Below are 17,924 nucleotides of genomic sequence, written 5' to 3'. Positions count from 1 at the left end.
GCGGGGGTGCGAGCGTGGGTCAATCCGTACATGTCAGACGTTCAGAAACGGTCTCTCCGCGATGTCCGTGCCAAGAATTCTCGTACTCGAAGCGGATCCCCCGCCGAGGCTCGGCCGGCTCACCGGGCAGGCGGAGATCCGCTACGCCGACGAGCGCTCCCTGGCGGACGCGCTCCCGGGGGCCGACGTGCTGCTGGTGTGGGACTTCGCCTCCGACGCGGTACGCCACGCCTGGCCGGGCCCGGGGCCGCGCCCCCGTTGGGTGCACACGCCGAGCGCGGGCGTGGACCGGTTGCTGTGTCCCGAGTTCGCCGCATCGGACACCCTGCTGACCAATGCCCGGGGGATCTTCGAGGAGCCCATCGCCGAATACGTGGCCGGTCTGGTGCTCGCCATGGCGAAGGACCTGCCCCGCACCCTGGAGCTCCAGCACGGGCGCCGGTGGCAGCACCGCGAGGGGCTGCGGGTCGCGGGCAGCAGGGCGGTGGTCGTCGGCTCAGGACCCATCGGGCTGGCGGTCGCGGGCACCCTGCGGGCGCTCGGGGTGACCGTCGCCGTCACCGGGCGCACCGCCCGTCCCGGGATCCATGGCGCCGGGGAACTGGACCGGCTGCTCACCCGGGCCGACTGGGTGGTGTGCGCGGCACCGCTGACTGATCACACCAAGGGCATGTTCGACGCCCGGCGGTTCGGGCTGATGCAGCCGTCGGCCCGGTTCGTCAATGTGGGCCGCGGCGCGCTGGTGGTGGAGGACGCGCTGGTCGCGGCACTCGCCGAGCGACGGATCGCCGGAGCCGCCCTCGACGTGTTCGCGCGTGAGCCGCTGCCGCCCGGCGACCGGCTCTGGGATGTGCCCGGGCTGATCATCTCGCCGCATATGAGCGGTGACACGGTCGGGTGGCGTGACCGGCTCGGTGAGCAGTTCGTCGAGCTGTTCGCTCTGTGGGCGGCCGGAATGCCGCTGCCGAACGTGGTCGACAAGAAACGTGGGTACGTCCCTTCTCATGACACCTGACCCCAGCGCACCAGCGGTACCGGCGGAAGCGGCAGGACTGACCGGGCTGACCGCTCACCAGCTCGTCGCCGGATACGAGCGGGGCGAGTTCTCCCCCCTGGACGCCACGCGCGCCGTGCTGGAGCGGATCGAAGCGGTCCAGCCCATGGTGAACGCGTTCGTCCGGGTCGACGCCGAAGGAGCCCTGGCCCAGGCCGGAGCGGCCACCGAGCGCCGACGCAGGGGAGAGCCGCTCGGGCCGCTCGACGGGGTGCCCGTGACCGTCAAGGACCTGTTGCTCCAAGCGGGTGTGCCGACCCTGCGCGGTTCGCGGACGGTGCGACCCGATGCCGCCGCCTGGGACGAGGACGCCCCGGCCGTGGCCAGACTCCGGGAGGGCGGCGCGGTGCTGGTCGGGCGGACCACGACGCCCGAGTTCGGCTGGAAGGGGGTCACGGACTCACCGCTCACAGGGGTCACCCGCAATCCGTACGACGTGTCGCGGACCTCGGGCGGGTCCAGCGGCGGAAGCGCGGCGGCCGTGGCGGCGGGGGCCGCACCACTGTCCGTCGGTACGGACGGCGGCGGTTCCGTGCGGATCCCGGCCTCCTTCTGTGGCGTCTTCGGGCTGAAACCCACCTACGGGAGGATTCCGCTCTATCCCGCCAGCCCGTTCGGCACCCTGTCGCACGCCGGGCCGATCACCCGCGACGCCGCCGACGCGGCCCTGCTGCTGGATGCGCTCAGCGGGCCGGACTGGCGTGACTGGTCCCAGCTGCCCGCCGCACCCGCCACCGCCGACACCCTCGCCCCGGGAGCGGACGGGGCAGCGGGCGTGAAGGGCCTGCGGATCGCCTACTCGCCGTCCCTCGGCGGCCAGGTCGCGGTCACGCCCGAGATCGCGGCGGCGGTCCGCGTAGCCGTGGAGCGGCTGGCGGAGCTCGGCGCCTACGTGGAGGAGGCCGACCCTGATCTCGCCGATCCCGTGGAGGCTTTCCACACCCTGTGGTTCACGGGCGCGGCACGGCTGACCCAGCACCTCAGCGCGGAGCAGCGTGAGCTGCTCGACCCCGGGCTGCGGGAGATCTGCGCGGACGGCGCCGGGAGGTCCGCGCTGGACTATCTCGCGGCAGTGGACGTACGGATGCATCTGGGCCGGCGGATGGGCCGCTTCCACACCTCGCACGACCTGCTGGTCACACCCACGCTGCCGATCACGGCCTTCGAGGCGGGCGTGGAGGTACCCGGTGGCTCCGGGTACCGGCGCTGGACCGGATGGACCCCGTTCACGTACCCGTTCAACCTCACCCAGCAGCCCGCCGCGTCCGTGCCCTGCGGGGTGGACGGGGACGGACTGCCGATCGGGGTGCAGCTGGTCGGGGCCCGCCACCAGGACGCACTGGTACTGCGGGCCGCGCACGCGCTGTACGTGTCGGGCGCGGCGGCGATCCCGGCGCCGCACACCGCGGCCTGACGGGACTCCGGCAGCGGGCCGCTCACAGCCGCCGGAAGTTCAGCGTCTCGCCCAGCGCCCCGGCCCGCCACAGGTCCTGGCATGCCGCGGCCATCCGGTCGAGTCCGTCGACCACCGTGCCCCAGACGATCCCCGGCACCCAGCCCGTGTCCCCGTTGAGCAGAAGGTTGTTGCGCTCGTAGAAGAGAGCGAGGTCCACGGTCACCGGCCGGGTCAGGTCCTGGTCATAGCCGTACGCGGCCGTGGCCAGCTCCGTACCGCTGAAGGTGAAGTAGCAGAGGTCGCCCGGGACGGGCGTCACCGTCGGGTTCTCCAGCGGGGGCTCGCGGTCGGCGAAAGCGGGGAAGAGCGCGTAGATCTCGTTGCGCGCGTACTTCGCGTGATACACGTCGCTGCCCAGCGGCAAGGCGTCCCATACGGCCTGGCAGGCCAGTGGCGCCCGGTCGTCGAGCAGGCGAGCGGTGCAGTGCACGTCGCGCTGTGCGAGGAAAACGTCAACGAAGCGATCAGCCATTGGTTACGCATACCCCGACTCCGGGCGGGTAGCCGCGCGCCCATGGCTCCTCACACCGCTGAACACACCAGACGAGCGACACGGGCGATACCCCGGCGCACCCTCCTGCTGGGCACCGCGGGCGCCCTCGGCGCCGCCGGTGCCGCGGGCGGCTGCGCCCGGGTCCCCAGCGGCGACGGGCTGGCGCGGCTGAGATCCCAGGGCACCGTGCGCCTCGGTATCGCGGGCGAGGTGCCATACGGCTATATCGACAAGCAGGGCGAGTTCACCGGTGAGGCACCCGAACTCGCGAAGGCGGTCTTCCAGCGGCTCGGTGTACCCAGTGTCCAGCCGGTCGCCACCGACTTCGCCTCCCTGATACCCGGCCTCAATTCGCAGCAGTTCGACGTCGTTTCGGCCGGGATGTACATCAACAGAGAGCGTTGCGCACAGGTCGTCTTCTCGGATCCGGAATACCAGATGCTGGATTCCTTCATCGTGCGCAAAGGCAATCCGATGAATCTGCGCAGTTACGACGATGTCGTGCGGGCCAAGGCGAAGTTCGCGACCGGTACCGGTTACGCGGAAATCGACTACGCGGTCGCGGCCGGATATCCCGAGAAGGACATCGTCATCCTCCAGGACCAGGTGGCCGGGCTGAACGCCGTCGAGTCCGGCCGCGTCGACGTGTTCGCGGGCACCGCCCTCACCACCCGCGAGGTCGTCAAGGGCAGTGCCAAGGCCGAGTCGACCGAGCCGTTCGCCGCGATCGTGGACGGCAAGAAGAAGATCGACGGCGGGGGCTTCGCCTTCCGGCCGACCGACACCACGCTGCGGGACGCCTTCAACACCGAGATCCACCGGATGAAGAAGAGCGGTGAGCTCTTCCGCATCCTGCGCCGGTTCGGCTTCACCGAGAGCGAGATGACCGAGCTCACGGCGAAGGAGCTGTGCCGATGACCGCCGGACTGTGGCAGAACTGGGTACTCCCGGGGATCTGGATCACCGTCCAGCTCACCGTCTACAGCGCCGCGCTGGCCACGGTGGTGGCGTTCGGCGTCGGGATGGCCAGGACGCACCGCTCGCGCGCCGTCCGCTTCGCCGCCGCCTTCTACACCGAGGTGTTCCGCGGGACTTCGGCGCTGATCCTGATGTTCTGGCTGTTCTTCGTGCTCCCGCCCCTGCTGGGCTGGCAGCTCGTCCCGATGTGGGCGGCCGTGCTCGCGCTCGGCCTCTCCTACGGCGCGTACGGGGCCGAGATCGTGCGGGGCGCCCTGAACGCCGTGGCACCCGCCCAGCGCGAGGCGGGGATCGCCCTCAGCTTCACACCCTGGCAGCGGATGCGGCTGGTGCTCCTGCCGCAGGCCGTCCCCGAGACGATCCCGTCCTTCTGCAATCTCGCGGTCGAGCTGCTGAAGGGGACGGCGCTCGTGTCGCTGCTCGGCGTGGGCGATGTGTCGTTCGCCGCGTATCTCGTGCGTCTCGCCACCCAGGAGAGCGCGCAGATCTACACCGTCACGCTGGTGATCTACTTCGTGCTCGCCTTCGTCATCACCCGCTCCATGAAGGCGCTTGAGCGCAAGACCAAGGCGAACGTGGGGGTGGTGGCCAAGTGAACTGGGACTGGTCCGCGGTCGCGGACTTCATGCCGCGCTTCTGGGACGGTGTGCTGGTCACCTTGCAGACCCTGGTGCTGGGCTCACTGCTGTCGTTCACGCTCGGCCTGGTCTGGGCACTGGCGCTGCGGTCGGAACTGCGCCTGCTGCGCTGGCCGGTGGGGCTGATCACCGAGTTCATCCGCTGCACCCCGCTACTGGTGCAGCTCTTCTTCCTCTTCTTCGTGCTGCCCGAGTGGGGCGTGCAGTTCTCCGCGCTCACCACCGGCACGATCGCGATCGGGCTGCACTACTCGACGTACACCGCACAGGTCTACGGGGCCGGTATCGACGCCGTGCCCGCCGGTCAGTGGGAGGCCGCCACGGCGCTGAGCCTGCCCACGCACCGGACCTGGTTCGCGGTGATCCTGCCGCAGGCGGTACGGCGTATCGCGCCCGCGCTCGGCAACTACGTGATCGCGATGCTCAAGGACACGCCGATACTCGCCGGGATCAGCGTGCTCGAGATGCTCCAGCAGTCACGTCTGGAGAGCGCGGCGACCTTCCAGTACACGGAGCCGCTGACCGTCGTCGGCATCGCCTTCATCGCCATCGCCTACCCGGCTTCCCTGCTCGTACGGACCCTGGAGCGCCGCCTTGCCCGCTGAGATACCCGCCCAGACACCCCTCACGACCGAGGCCTCGGCCGAGGAACTGATCCGCTTCACCGACGTCACCAAGCGGTTCGGCGACAACACGGTCCTCGACAACCTCTGCTTCTCGGTGCGCCCGGGCAAGCACGTCACCCTGATCGGCCCCTCCGGCTCCGGCAAGACGACGATCCTGCGGTTGCTGATGACCCTGGAGCGGCCCGACGCAGGCACTATCGAGGTCAACGGCGGCCGGCTGTTCCCGGCCGACGAGAAGCAGCGGCGCGAGGTGCGCAAGAAGATCGGCATGGTCTTCCAGCAGTTCAACCTGTTCCCGAACATGAGCGTGCTGCGGAACATCACCGAGGCCCCGGTTCGGGTGCTCGGGCTGTCCAAGGACGAGGCCGAGGAGCGCGCCCGCGAACTGCTCGACCTGGTGGGTCTGGCCGACCGCCTGGACGCCAGACCGACGCAGTTGTCGGGTGGCCAGCAGCAGCGGGTGGCGATCGCCCGTGCGCTGGCGATGCGCCCCCAGGTGCTGCTGCTCGACGAGGTCACGTCGGCGCTCGATCCCGAGCTGGTGGCGGGGGTGCTGGACGTCCTCAGGGACATCGCCCGCAGCACCGACATCACCATGCTCTGCGTGACCCACGAGATGAACTTCGCCCGGGACATCTCCGACGAGGTGTTGATGTTCGACTCGGGAAAGGTCATCGAATCGGGCGGCCCGGAGAAAATCTTCTCCGAACCGGAGCACGACCGTACCCGCGAGTTTCTCCGTGCGGTGCTCTGACCTCCCACTATCCGGCTTAGTTGTGACCTTGGCATATGCCAGAGTCGTGCGCCCCGGGGAACACTCCCGGGGCGCACGACAATTCTCGCCAACAGCCGCCCCACCGCCGGTTCTTGGCGGCTATCGTGATAGAGAAGCATGCGGTCACAACCTGGTAGGGGGAAACCGTGGCGCTGAAGCCGGAGCCGACCGCGCCGTTCCACTCGGTCCAATATGCCCTGCGCGTGCTGGAGACCATCTCCAGGCACGGCGGCGGGGTCACCGATGTGCAGATCGCGCGCGAGACGGGTCTGCCCACCGGGCATCTGGCGCCCATGCTGCTGATGCTGCGCCGCGAGGGCTATGTGGAGCAGGTCGGCGACGGGGCCTATGTCATAGGTGACTCCCTCGTCCTGCTCGGCTCGGGCACCACACGCCAGGAAGCCCTGGAGCGCAAGCTCCAGGAGACCCTCACCGAGCTGCGCGACTCCGTCGGCGCTGCGGTCTACATCAGCCGGTACATCGACGGCGAGGTCCGGATCACGCAGTACGCGGACGGCCCCCGCACCCCGAAGGTCAACGAGTACGTGGACTTCCGCTCCGCCGCCCACGCCAGCGCGGTGGGCAAGTGCCTGCTCACCCAGCTCGACCAGAACGGCCGCCGCGACCACCTCTCACGCCACAGGATCGCCCGGCTGACCTCCCGCACGATCACCAATGAGAAGTTGCTGTTCTCCAAGCTGGACGCGCAGCCGCCCACGGTCCCCGTGCTGGACCTCCAGGAGTACGCGGTGGGCACGGTCTGCGCGGCGGTGCCACTGACGGCCGGATCGGCGGTGGGCTGCCTGGCGCTCTCGCTCCCGATCGAGCATGCGCACCGCCTGCGCGCGGCGGCGGACACACTGAACCGCCGGGCGGCGCCGGTGGTGCTGTCCCTGACCCTCTGAGGATCCCGGGCGGTGGTCCGCGGCGGTGCGGAGCACCCCTGCGGACCAGGTAGTATTACTTCCGTCGTCAGCCGCCGAGCGCGGCGGGAACGGCAAACCCGCGCCGCTAGCTCAGTTGGTTAGAGCAGCTGACTCTTAATCAGCGGGTCCGGGGTTCGAGTCCCTGGCGGCGCACTTTTCACTGTGGCCCCTCGTATCCGTACGAGGGGCCACAGTGTTTCCGGGACGGCGGTCGTCCCCGGCCCTGCCCCTCGGCGGGTCGGATCCGGGCGGTCAGAGAAGCCAGGCGCGACGGTGCTCGTCGTAGGCACCCAGCAGAGCCCGGATGTCCTCGCCCGTCAGCGGGCGGTGGTGCCGCTCACCCGCCGGGCGCCACCACACAGGCTCCGGGCAGCGGAACGACTCGCGCCGCAGCGCCACGCGGTGGATCTTGTTGGTCGCCGTGACCGGGAGCCGGGTCAGCACGCGGACGAAACGCGGGGCCATCTTGGTGCCCAGGTCGGGCTGGGCGGCGAGGAAGGCGCCGAAGGCCACCGGGTCGAAGGCGGCGCCGGGGCGCAGCGCCACGGCGGCCATGACCTGGTCGCCGGATACGGGGTCGGGCACCGCGTAGACCGCGGCTCCCGACGCGGCGTCCCAGCGGCAGAGGATGCTCTCGATCATCGCCGCGGCAAGGTTCTCCCCGTCCACCCTGAGACGGTCGTCGGCGCGGCCGGCGAAGTACAGGAAGCCGTCGGCGTCACGGAAGAAGAGGTCCCCGGTCCAGTACCAGCCCTGCCGGACCCGTGCCGCCTCGGCCTCGGGATTGCGCCAGTAGCCCTCGAAGGGGCTGCGCCCGCGGTTGACCAGTTCGCCTATCGCCTGGTCGCCGTTGAGCAGCCGGCCGTCCGGGGACAGCCGCGCGTGCTCGCACTCCTCCCCCGTCGCGGGGTCGACCACCGCGAGGTCGCCCCCGGGCGCGGCCCGCCCGATGGCCCCGGGCGGAGTGCCGGGGGTGCGCTGTATGGCGGCGCCACCCTCGGACGAGCCGTAGCCCTCGGTGAGCCGGACCCCGAAGCGACGCTCGAAACGGGCCGCGTCCACCGCCCCCGCCTCCGTGCCGAAGCCGGTCCGCAGCCGGTGGTCCCGGTCGTCGTCCCCTTCGGGCACGGCCAGCAGATAGTGGACGGCTCGTCCGACGTACGTGAAGTACGTGGCGCCGTAGGCCCTGACGTCCGGCAGGAAGCCGGAGGCGGAGAAGCGCCGCCGCAGCGCGATGGAGGCACCGGCCGCGAGTGCCGGTGCCCAGTTGGCGATCACCGCGTTGCCGTGGAACATCGGCATGCAGATGTAGTGGACGTCATCGGGGCGGACTGCGAAGTGCCGTACGAGCGAGGCGCCCGCCGCGGCGAGCCGGCCCTGGCTGCATATGGCCGCCTTGGGTGCACCGGTCGACCCGGAGGTGAAGTAGAGCAGCAGCCGGCTCCCCGGCCGCACCGCGTGGATCGCCGTGTCGCCCGGTTTCGCTCCCTCGTACGGGGCGATGAGCGCGGCACAGGCGTCGGTGTCCGTCACCAGTATCCGTACGCCGGGGAGGTCGAGACCGTCCAGCAGAGGCAGATGGGCGCGTTCGGTGACCAGCACCCCGCAGTCGGTGTGCAGGATGTCGCGGGCCAGCTCGGCGCCCCGGCGGGTCGGGTTGATGCCCGCGACGGCGGCCCCGGCGAGGGCCGCCGCGCTGATCCAGAGGGGGAACTCCGGAGTGTTGTCGAGCAGGATCCCGAGGTGCGGTTCGGCGCCCCGGGGCAGCAGCTCCGCCAGCAGTGCGGCGCGCGCGGCGGCGCCGGAGGCGACCTGGTGGTGGGTGAGCACGAGGTCCTCGTGTCTCAGCCCCACGCGGTGGTCGCCCCACTGGCGCGCTACGAGGTCCGCGACGGTCGCACCGCTTCCGGTGCCACGGGGGCTCACCATGGCGCCGCACAGTAGCTGACGTATCGTCAGAAATGAACGTCCGAGCAGGCGTAGAACGCGTTCGGGGTGTCACTGATCGTCCATACCGCCAGGATCAGATGGCGGCCGGACTTGGCCGGCAGCCGACCCGTGTGGCTGACCGTCGCCGGTGGGCGCTGACCGTGGTACGGGACGGTCAGGAAGGGCGCCGGGTCGAGTGCGGCCCTGGTCAGCGGCCGGCCGGGGTTCCAGCCGTTCCTGGTGATGTAGTACCGGAAGTCGGCGGTGGCGTGCGGGGCGGTGAACCGCCACCGGAAGGTGTAGTCCTGCCCCGAGGAGACCCGGGTCGCCGGCCAGGACCCGCCGCGCGGGTCGTCGAGCTGCGCGAAGCGGCTGTTGCCGCCCGCACAGATCGTCCCGTCGGCCGGACCCAGCGAGGGGAAGCCCTTGGGCCCCTCGACACTCTGGGGCTCCCACTGGATCTCGCCGCAGTTCGCCACCGCGCCGTTGGCGCAGAGTCTCTGGCGGCTGACGGGGGTGTCGGTGTAGCCGTGACTGGCGGCGCCGCCGGTGGCGAGCACCGTGCCGCCCGCCACCGCGAGCCCGACCAGGGCCGCGCCTATTCGCTTCCGCATGCTGTCGCTCCTGGAGAACGTGGGGGTGTTCTTCGAGCCGCGCCGCGCGGTCGTGCATATTCAGGTCTAGACCAAGTCCCAGACTATTGGCGGTGGTTGGACATGTCCAGACCAATCAGCAAGACCGATTCCGGCCTGATCACACCCCGTCGGTGCCGGCCGGGCGTCCGGTGTAGAAGGCCACGGTCAGGTCCCGCACGAGAGCCTTGCGCTCGTAGTCGTCGAGCTCCACGAGCCCGCGTACGGTGAGCCGCCGCACCGTCTCGTCGACCGCGTCCACCACCGACGTCATCAGCGCGTCCCGGTGCTCGGCCTCGATCACCGCGGCCTGGCGGCGGCGCATGGCGGCGGCGACCTCGGGTGCGTACTCGACCCGTGTCGGCTGCGCCGAGAAGATCTCGATACCGACCGGGGCGCACTCCGCCACCAGGGCCTTCGTGAGCGTGTCGCCGACGGCTTCGGTGTTGCGCAGCGTGGGCGCGCCGCCGTCCCGTGCGGCGCTCTGGGCCCCGATGACCGGCGCGATGTCGGCGGGGAGCCGGGAGAACACCCGGGCCATCGCCGACTCGACCTGCTCCCTGAGATAGCTCTCGTGGTCCGCCAGGGACAGTGTCGCGCGCGCCGTGTCCTCGACCCGCCACACCACCAGGACCACGGCCTGGAGCGGGATGCCGCCCGCGTCCACCACATGCATCGGCTCACTGCGCCAGTGCCGCAGCCGCACATCCACCCGGCGGCGCAGCAGCAGCGGGCTCACCCACATCAGCCCGCAACGGCGCACGCTCCCGCGGTACTCGCCGAACAGCGTGAGGACCCAGGCATGACCCGCACGGCCGCGACCGAGGCCGCCGAGCGTGAACGCGGCGACGAGCAGGCAGATGCCGAGCACCATCCACTCGCCCATGCCGATACCCCGGTACGGGTGCGCGCTCAGCCCGAGAAGGGCGGCCAGCCGGTCGGGACAGGCACCCGCCCGGTAGAGCACGTTCGCCGCCACGGCGAGCACACCGCAGCCGATGAACAGGCTGATCCAGCCCGGCAGCACGGGCCCCGGACGCTCGCGCAGCCTCGGGTCCAGGGGCGGCGCGGGCCGGGGACGCGACTGAGACTGCACGGACACCACCCCGCCCGCCTCGGCCTTGCGGCCCGCGGGCAGCACGACGGGCATGGCCACCGTGTCGGGCCCGCCGTCGTCGTCATCGGGACGGACCGGCTTGGCGCTGGTGGTGTCGTCGTCCCGGAAGAGAGGCCGGAGCGGCAGCCGCCCGGTGGTCTCGGTCCCGATCCGGCTCGTCAGCGGGTCACCGGATCCGGTTTCGGTGCCGGCACGGGTCTCGGTCCCGATGCCGCTTTCCGTACCGCCGCCGGCACGGGTCTCGGTCCCGATGCCGTTTTCCATACCGCCGCCGGCATGGGTCTCGGCTTCCGTCGGCATGGGGGTGCCGGGCCCGGAGTGGATCTCGCTGCGGGTTCCGGTGTGGGTTCCGGACTCCTGGAGCGCCGCGACGGACCCGCCGTCGTCCGGGCGCCGGACTCCTTCCGCACGGCTGCCGGGCAGCGTGTCCGGCTGGCCGGCCAGAAGCCCGGCAGCCGCGGCGGGTGCGGCCGCCTCCGCCGCACCACCGGCTCCGGGTGAGCCCTGCGGGAGGTGTCCGCCTCCCGGGTGACGTACATCCACGGCACCGGCGAGGCCATCACCCGAAACCGCGTCAGGCAGCTGCGGCGGCAGTCCCTCCATGGTCCCTGCGGAGCCGGGCACCGCCCGGTGCCGGGCGGTCGGCGGTTCCACGGCCGGGGCGCCCGGGACCTCGGCCCGGGCGGGAACGGAGAGTGCGGACAGACGGGGAAGTCGTGGCGGCAGCGGGGCCGCGGGGTCTTCGGGGTACGGGGTCATGGTGGTCACCGGGGCCGCTCCTCGGGCTTGGCGTGGTCTGGGGCGGCGGCTCAGGAGAAGAGCCGCAGCCAGGTCTCGGGGCCGGGGTAGCCGTCCGCCGCGCCGTCGCGCCAGCCCTGTGCGCGCTGGAACGCCCGGACGTTGCGACGGTCCGCCTCGGTCCACTGCCGACCGGGCCCCGCCGATGTGTCCTGTTCGCCGAAGCCCCGCTGCGCCAGCCGACGGCGGAGCTCCTCGACGTGTGGGTTGGTCTGGCCGGGCCGGAAGCTCGCCGGCCCCGGATACCCCGGCGCCCGCGCGGCCCGCACGGCGCGTTTCCGAGGGGCCGCTTGGCCGGTGCGGGTCTGCGGGGCGGCCGGGGTATCCGGGACAGCCCGACCGGCACCGCCCTGCGGCCTCCCGGTCCCGGGGTCACTTCCGGCAGCGCCGCCCGGCGCGGCCACCTGACCGCCGCCGCCCGGCAAGGACACCTGGCCGTCACCGCCCTGCGGCGCAGCCCGGCTCGCCGCACCGCCCGGCAGGGCGGCCCGAGCGGCACCGCCCTCGGCGACGCCGCCCTGCGGGGGCCCTTGGCCGTCACCGCCCTGCGGCGCGCCCTGGCTCGCCGCACCGCCCGGCAAGGCGGCACGAGCGGCACCGACCGGCACCGGCGCGCTCGCTGCGCTGCCCTCACTGACGCCGCTCTGCGAAGCACCCCCGACCCCCGTACCCTGCGGCGCACCCGCTGCCTGCCCGCTGGTGCCTGCCGCTGCGTCGCCACCCGTCCCCGCAACGGCACCGCCGCGCGTGGCCTCGCCGGCACCGTGCTGCGGGATGTCCTTACCCCTGCCGCTCGCCAGGAGGCTCCAGGTCCCCGGCCCCGGCACCCCGTCCGCCTGGGTCCCGGCCCAGCCCTGGGCCTTCTGGAAGGCCAGCGTCGCCTGCCGATACGCCTCGCTCCAGTGCGCCCCGGGGGCCTGGCCGAGAAGCGCCTCTGCGCCGCGCTCTCTCAGCAACTTGCCGAGTTCGGCGATGTGGTCGCCTCCGGCGCCCGGCCGGAAGAGCGCGGCACCGGGGTAGGGGGCGACGACGCCCGGGGGTTTGCGCGGCCGGGAAGAGGCGCTCGCGCCGATGACGCCCTTGTAGCGGTACGCCACATAGGAGGCGGAGTTGCTCCAGTAGGCCATGGGGGTGGCCTGCTTGCGGGTGTGCGGCTTGGCTTGTTCGTAGGCGATGTAGTGGGTGTGCGTGTAGTCGGTCCAGCCGCCGAAGATCGTGACGTGCGAGCCCTTGTTCGGGTCGGCCGCGTCGTGGAACAGCAGGATGTCGCCCGGTTGCAGCGCTTCGCGGTCCAGCCGGGTCCCGAACTGCGCCAGGCTCCCGGTCCACTCGTTGCCCGGCAGGTTCCAGGCCATGGAGACATAGCCCGAGCAGTCCTGGCGATAGCCGTCCGACCAGAAGTCGGTCATCGAGTACGGCACCTTCGCGTCCACCCAGCGCTTGGCCCGGTTGATGATGTCCGCCCGGGTCGTCAGGCGCAGCACCGGCGCCTGGGCTCCCACGGAGCCGGGCGCCGGGCCCCCGTGCAGCGGCCCCTGGCCGCCCTGCGGGGTCTCCGGTTCGGGGTCCCTGAGCTGCGCAGGCCGCTTCGCCTGCGGCCAGGCGGTCGCGGCCAGGGCTCCCGCTCCCCCGCCCCCGTACAGCACCACCCCCGCCGCCGCGGCAAGGAGCAGCGCGCACCGGACTCCGTGCGCCGTACGCGCACCTCCCGCGCGTGCCCGTGGGGGGTGTGCGCGGGCCGGTGCGCGCCGCCGCTGCGCGCACCCGGCGCAGCCGCAGTCAGCCACGGGCTCGTACTCCTCGAAGGCCGGAACGGTCATTACGGTGCCCCTCGCACTGTCGTAATTTTCCTGATACGTCCCTGATGCGTTCGCATTCTGACGGACCAAAGGGAAAAAACGACCATCCGACAGGCCGAAAACGTCCGAGAACATCCGCGAACATCCGCGAACCTCAGGCACCCGGGGCAGTCGGGTAAATGGTCGGAGCGCACCCGGACGTCAGGTAGAGTTCTCCGGGTCAGCAGGCGCCGCTAGCTCAGTTGGTTAGAGCAGCTGACTCTTAATCAGCGGGTCCGGGGTTCGAGTCCCTGGCGGCGCACGCGATACCGGAGCCCCTCGCCATCGGCGAGGGGCTCCGGTGTTTTCGCGTACACAAGTACGAGTACAACCGGCTACACATACCGCTTACAGACCGCTCACCGAGGCCGCCTTGCGATCAAGGCGTTGGTCGTACAACCTGTGTGGAACCAGTGACTCCAATAGGACCACTGGGTCGAGTAGTTGGGGGCGGTTTGCGGAGGGATGCCCGGGTTGCACCGCAACCGTGGGTAAGGGGACCCCGTTCGCGAAGCGGTGCCCGTGCCGGGCATCATGCAACCGGAGGGCCGTCTTCTCATGTCTACGAGGCGTACGAGGCCACGGCCTGACCATTGACGCGTCCGGATCATCCGGTTTAGGGGAACCGAGGTCCGGGCGCCGCACCAGCGAACGATCACGCAGCCAGCAGGCGTGCGGGGGGGATGACTCATGACGTCGACGCCGAACGGCGCCCGGCAGCAGGACAACGACCCTTCCCGGACCACGCAGCTTCGGGTTCCCCCGCAGCTCCGAACGGCCGGAGCCCGGCAGCACCCCAAGAAGGCGCTGCCGCGGTACGACTACGAGCACTACAGCCGGCTCGCCGGTCCCCTCACCCAGCCGGACCCATCGCGGCCGTACCGGGTGCAGTACCGCTCACTGATCTCACAGGAGCCCCACCGGATACGCGCCGCGCTGCTCCTCGGAGCCGCGCCGCTCGTCTCGCTCGGTCTGTTCATCTGGCTGATGCAGCCCCAGCACTGGACCGAGCGGGATCCCAACCTCAAGAACGACCTGCTGCTGTGGCTCGATGTCGTGATGCTGGTCTCGATCGGCCTGATCGAGCTCTTCCGCACCATGAACGTGCTGTCGAACGCACATGCGACCCTGGTCGCACGCGACCCGATCCCCGTCGTGCCGGAGTCCGGCACCCGGGTCGCGTTCCTCACCTCCTTCGTTCCGGGCAAGGAACCCCTGGAGATGGTGACGAAGACCCTCGAGGCGGCAGTCAGGATCCGCCACCGTGGCCTGATGCACGTCTGGCTGCTCGACGAGGGCAACGACCCCGACGTCAAGAAGGTCTGTGAGCGCCTCGGCGTGCACCACTTCTCCCGCAAGGGCATAGCCAAGTGGAACCAGCCCACCGGCGCCCACCGGGCCAAGACCAAGCACGGCAACTACAACGCCTGGCTGGAAGCCCACGGCGGCAACTACGACTTCTTCGCCTCGGTGGACACCGACCATGTCCCGCTGCCGAACTACCTGGAGCGGATGCTCGGCTACTTCCGCGACCCTGACGTCGGCTTCGTGATCGGGCCCCAGGTCTACGGCAACTACGACACCTTCGTCACCAAGGCGGCCGAGTCCCAGCAGTTCCTGTTCCACGCCCTGATCCAGCGCGCGGGCAACCGCTACGGCGCCCCCATGTTCGTCGGCACATCCAACGCCGTACGAATCAAGGCGCTCAAGCAGATCGGCGGACTGTACGACTCGATCACCGAGGACATGGCGACGGGCTTCGAGATGCACCGCGCCAGCAACCCCGAGAGCGGCAACAAGTGGCGCTCGGTCTACACCCCGGACGTACTGGCCGTCGGTGAGGGCCCGTCCGCCTGGACCGACTTCTTCACCCAGCAGCTGCGCTGGTCCCGCGGCACCTACGAGACGATCCTCAAGCAGTACTGGAGGGGCTTCGGATCACTGCCGGCCGGCAAGCTCTTCAACTACACGATGATGATCATCTTCTATCCGATGTCGGCCCTCAACTGGATCCTGGCCGCGCTCAGCTGCGCCCTGTTCCTGGGCATGGGCGCCTCGGGCGTGCAGATCGACCCGGTGATCTGGATGATGCTGTACGGCAACGCCTCGGCGCTCCAGATCGGCCTCTACATCTGGAACCGCCGCCACAACGTCTCACCGCACGAGCCCGAGGGCTCAGGCGGTCTCGCCGGCATGGTGATGTCCGCACTGTCCGCGCCGATCTACGCACGCTCCCTGATGGACGCCGTGCTGCGCCGCAAGAGCAAGTTCGTCGTGACCCCCAAGGGCGACTCGTCCAGCCCGGACACCCTCTTCGGCACCTTCCGGATCCATCTGTTCTTCATCCTGGTCTTCGGCGGTTCGCTGGCCTCGTCGTTCTTCCTCGGCCATGACCACCCCGCGATGATCACCTGGGCCTCGCTGGCCCTGCTGATCACGGCTTCGCCCATCTTCGCCTGGCGGCACCAGATGCGTCAGGAGAAGAAGAACCGCAGGAGGCGGAAGAACCGCCGCGGCGGTGCCGCACCGGGCACGGCGCCCGAGCCCGGCGGTGAGTCGCCGGAGTCGCAGGAGCGGCCCGACCGGGCCCCCGACCAGACCATGCAGATCGCCCTTGGGGGACGTAAGAAATGAGCACCCTTCCCGTCCGGCCGAACTACCGCAAGAACCGGGCCCGGCGGATATTCATCGGTGTGGCGGTGGTGGCCGTGGTCGCCGGGTTCAACGGTCCGGCGCTCTACCGGTACGGCTCGGCGGAGTACCACGAGTACAAGATCAACAAGCCTGAGTACAAGGCCGCCAACGGCCACTGGGACTACCTGGACGTCCCCTCCGAGTACCGGATCAACTCGATCCACGCCGCCCTGCTCCACACCGGCAAGGTCCTGCTGATCGCCGGGTCCGGCAACAACCAGAAGAACTTCGACGCGAAGAAGTTCGAGTCGGTGCTGTGGGACCCGGCGACGAACACCTTCAAGAAGATCCCGACCCCCAAGGACATGTTCTGCTCCGGGCACACCCAGCTGCCCGACGGAAAGCTCCTGGTCGCGGGGGGCACCAAGCGGTACGAGAAGCTCAAGGGCGATGTCACCAAGGCCGGCGGCCTGATGATCGTCCACAACGAGGACCCGGACAAGCCGATCACGCTGCCGGCCGGGACCAAGTTCACCGGCAAGTCCAACGGCAAGACCTTCGTGTCCAGGGACCCGGTGCTGGTCCAGCGGGCGAAGAAGGTCTTCGACCCGGTGACGGGCGAGTTCCAGCGCACCGAGGCGGGGCTCGGCCGTATCTACGTGGAGGCCGAGGAGTCCGGCAAGTCGCACGAGACGGGCACCGAGGACAACTTCCGGGTGCACGGGCTCACCGGCTCCGACACCCGCAACGTCTACGGCATCGCGCAGAAGCTCGCCCTCGACAAGAAGGACTTCCAGGGCATCAGGGAGGCCTACGAGTTCGATCCGGTCGCCGAGAAGTACATCAAGGTCGACCCGATGAACGAGGCCCGCTGGTACCCGACGCTGACCACGCTCAAGGACGGCAAGGTGCTGTCCCTCTCGGGCCTCGACGAGATCGGGCAGATCGTGCCCGGCAAGGACGAGATCTACGACCCGAAGACCAAGAAGTGGGAGTACACCGGTTTCGAGCGGCGCTTCCCGACGTACCCGGCGATCTTCCTGATGGACAACGGGAAGCTCTTCTACTCCGGTTCCAACGCCGGTTACGGACCGGCCGACGTGGGCCGCGAGCCGGGTGTCTGGGACCTGGACGACAATTCGTTCGAGAAGATCCCGGGCATGAGCGACCCCGACAAGCTGGAGACCTCCGCGACGGTCATGCTGCCGCCCGCCCAGGACCAGAAGTTCATGGTCATCGGGGGCGGAGGGGTCGGCGAGTCCGAGAAGTCGAGCAAGAACTCCCGGCTCGTCGACCTCAAGAAGGACCAGCCCCGCTTCACGGACGGCGCCACCCTCGACAAGGGCACCCGCTACCCGAGCGCCTCGCTGCTGCCGGACGACACCGTGCTGGTCACCGGCGGCTCCGAGGACTACCGCGGTCGGGGCGGCTCCAACGTCCTCGAGGCGCGTACGTACAACCCTAAGAGCGGCGCGTACACGCGTGTGGCGGACCCGCAGGTGGGACGCAACTACCACTCCGGCTCGGTGCTGCTGCCCGACGGCAGGGTGATGATCTTCGGCTCCGACTCCCTCTTCGCCGACGCCGCGAACACCAAGCCCGGCGTCTTCGAGCAGCGGATCGAGATCTACACCCCGCCGTACCTCTACCGGGACTCCCGCCCGGCGATCGGCGGCGGCCCCAAGAGCATCAAGCGCGGGGCGTCCGGCACCTTCAAGAGCCCGCAGGCGGCGAAGATCAGGACGGCGAAGCTGATGCGGCCGAGCGCGGTCACGCATGTGACCGACGTCGACCAGCGTTCCATCGCGCTGAAGATGGAGAAGACGGCGGCCGGGTTCAAGGTCAGCGTGCCGAAGAACCGATCCCTCGTGCCGTCCGGCTGGTACATGCTCTTCGTGACCGACGACAAGGGCACGCCGTCCGAAGGCGTCTGGGTCGAGGTCCCGTAAGACCTCCCCGCAGGACCTCCCGCCGGGAAGAACACGAGACAACGGGGTGCCCCCGCAGCGATCGCTGCGGGGGCACCCCGT

14 protein-coding genes and 2 tRNA genes are annotated in these 17,924 nt (G+C 70.3%); 11 read left to right on the top strand and 5 right to left on the bottom strand.

Annotated elements, in window-relative coordinates; genetic code table 11:
- Positions 1-61: 61 nt before the first annotated feature.
- Together ABZ532_RS22780 and ABZ532_RS22775 are read left to right on the top strand one after the other, a co-directional pair.
- A complete protein-coding gene (locus ABZ532_RS22780) occupies positions 62-1,015 on the top strand; it encodes a D-2-hydroxyacid dehydrogenase (protein ID WP_361286582.1) in 954 nt (317 codons plus the stop codon).
- The gene (locus tag ABZ532_RS22775) at positions 1,005-2,468 is read left to right on the top strand and encodes an amidase (protein ID WP_361286579.1); all 1,464 of its coding nucleotides are present in this window, start codon (positions 1,005-1,007) and stop codon (positions 2,466-2,468) included. Before ABZ532_RS22780 ends, ABZ532_RS22775 begins: the two co-directional genes overlap by 11 nt.
- Before the next feature lie 22 nt (positions 2,469-2,490).
- Here the strand turns inward: ABZ532_RS22775 and ABZ532_RS22770 are convergent, their stop codons facing one another.
- Positions 2,491-2,982: a DUF3830 family protein gene (locus ABZ532_RS22770; protein WP_361286576.1), complete on the bottom strand. Its 492-nt coding sequence runs from the start codon at positions 2,980-2,982 to the stop codon at positions 2,491-2,493.
- A gap of 42 nt (positions 2,983-3,024) precedes the next feature.
- Here ABZ532_RS22770 and ehuB point away from each other — a divergent pair, with 42 nt between their 5' ends.
- From ehuB to ABZ532_RS22740, 6 genes are all read left to right on the top strand, one after another.
- A complete protein-coding gene (gene ehuB / locus ABZ532_RS22765; RefSeq protein WP_361286573.1) occupies positions 3,025-3,921 on the top strand; it encodes an ectoine/hydroxyectoine ABC transporter substrate-binding protein EhuB in 897 nt (298 codons plus the stop codon).
- Entirely contained in the window at positions 3,918-4,577 is a 660-nt protein-coding gene (ehuC, locus tag ABZ532_RS22760; protein WP_361286570.1) for an ectoine/hydroxyectoine ABC transporter permease subunit EhuC, read from the top strand. The genes ehuB and ehuC overlap by 4 nt, the downstream gene beginning before the upstream one ends.
- Positions 4,574-5,224: an ectoine/hydroxyectoine ABC transporter permease subunit EhuD gene (gene ehuD / locus ABZ532_RS22755; RefSeq protein ID WP_361286567.1), complete on the top strand. Its 651-nt coding sequence runs from the start codon at positions 4,574-4,576 to the stop codon at positions 5,222-5,224. Before ehuC ends, ehuD begins: the two co-directional genes overlap by 4 nt.
- Positions 5,214-5,999: an ectoine/hydroxyectoine ABC transporter ATP-binding protein EhuA gene (gene ehuA, locus ABZ532_RS22750; protein ID WP_361286564.1), complete on the top strand. Its 786-nt coding sequence runs from the start codon at positions 5,214-5,216 to the stop codon at positions 5,997-5,999. The genes ehuD and ehuA overlap by 11 nt, the downstream gene beginning before the upstream one ends.
- A gap of 167 nt (positions 6,000-6,166) precedes the next feature.
- Entirely contained in the window at positions 6,167-6,925 is a 759-nt protein-coding gene (locus tag ABZ532_RS22745; protein WP_361286561.1) for an IclR family transcriptional regulator C-terminal domain-containing protein, read from the top strand.
- Positions 6,926-7,025: 100 nt separating this feature from the next.
- Positions 7,026-7,099 (top strand) — tRNA-Lys (locus ABZ532_RS22740).
- 99 nt (positions 7,100-7,198) lie between these two features.
- Here the strand turns inward: ABZ532_RS22740 and ABZ532_RS22735 are convergent.
- From ABZ532_RS22735 to ABZ532_RS22720, 4 genes are all read right to left on the bottom strand, one after another.
- The gene (locus ABZ532_RS22735; protein WP_361286558.1) at positions 7,199-8,875 is read right to left on the bottom strand and encodes an AMP-binding protein; all 1,677 of its coding nucleotides are present in this window, start codon (positions 8,873-8,875) and stop codon (positions 7,199-7,201) included.
- Positions 8,876-8,901: 26 nt separating this feature from the next.
- Positions 8,902-9,489: a lytic polysaccharide monooxygenase gene (locus tag ABZ532_RS22730; protein ID WP_361286555.1), complete on the bottom strand. Its 588-nt coding sequence runs from the start codon at positions 9,487-9,489 to the stop codon at positions 8,902-8,904.
- Positions 9,490-9,628: 139 nt separating this feature from the next.
- Entirely contained in the window at positions 9,629-11,383 is a 1,755-nt protein-coding gene (locus ABZ532_RS22725) for an SPFH domain-containing protein (RefSeq protein WP_361286780.1), read from the bottom strand.
- A gap of 50 nt (positions 11,384-11,433) precedes the next feature.
- Positions 11,434-13,242, bottom strand: a complete 1,809-nt coding sequence (locus ABZ532_RS22720; RefSeq protein ID WP_361286552.1) for a peptidoglycan-binding protein — start codon at positions 13,240-13,242, stop codon at positions 11,434-11,436.
- A 206-nt stretch (positions 13,243-13,448) separates the two neighbouring features.
- Here ABZ532_RS22720 and ABZ532_RS22715 point away from each other — a divergent pair.
- From ABZ532_RS22715 to ABZ532_RS22705, 3 genes are all read left to right on the top strand, one after another.
- A tRNA-Lys gene (locus ABZ532_RS22715) sits at positions 13,449-13,522 on the top strand.
- 428 nt (positions 13,523-13,950) lie between these two features.
- Positions 13,951-15,894: a cellulose synthase catalytic subunit gene (locus tag ABZ532_RS22710; RefSeq protein ID WP_361286549.1), complete on the top strand. Its 1,944-nt coding sequence runs from the start codon at positions 13,951-13,953 to the stop codon at positions 15,892-15,894.
- Complete coding sequence (locus ABZ532_RS22705) at positions 15,891-17,843, top strand: galactose oxidase-like domain-containing protein (protein WP_361286546.1); 1,953 nt, start codon at positions 15,891-15,893, stop codon at positions 17,841-17,843. Before ABZ532_RS22710 ends, ABZ532_RS22705 begins: the two co-directional genes overlap by 4 nt.
- Positions 17,844-17,924 lie beyond the last annotated feature (81 nt).

It is taken from the genome of Streptomyces sp. NPDC019396, from assembly GCF_040632375.1.
In the GTDB taxonomy this organism is placed as follows: Bacteria; Actinomycetota; Actinomycetes; order Streptomycetales; family Streptomycetaceae; genus Streptomyces.
This window is presented reverse-complemented; position numbering and strand designations above follow the sequence as displayed.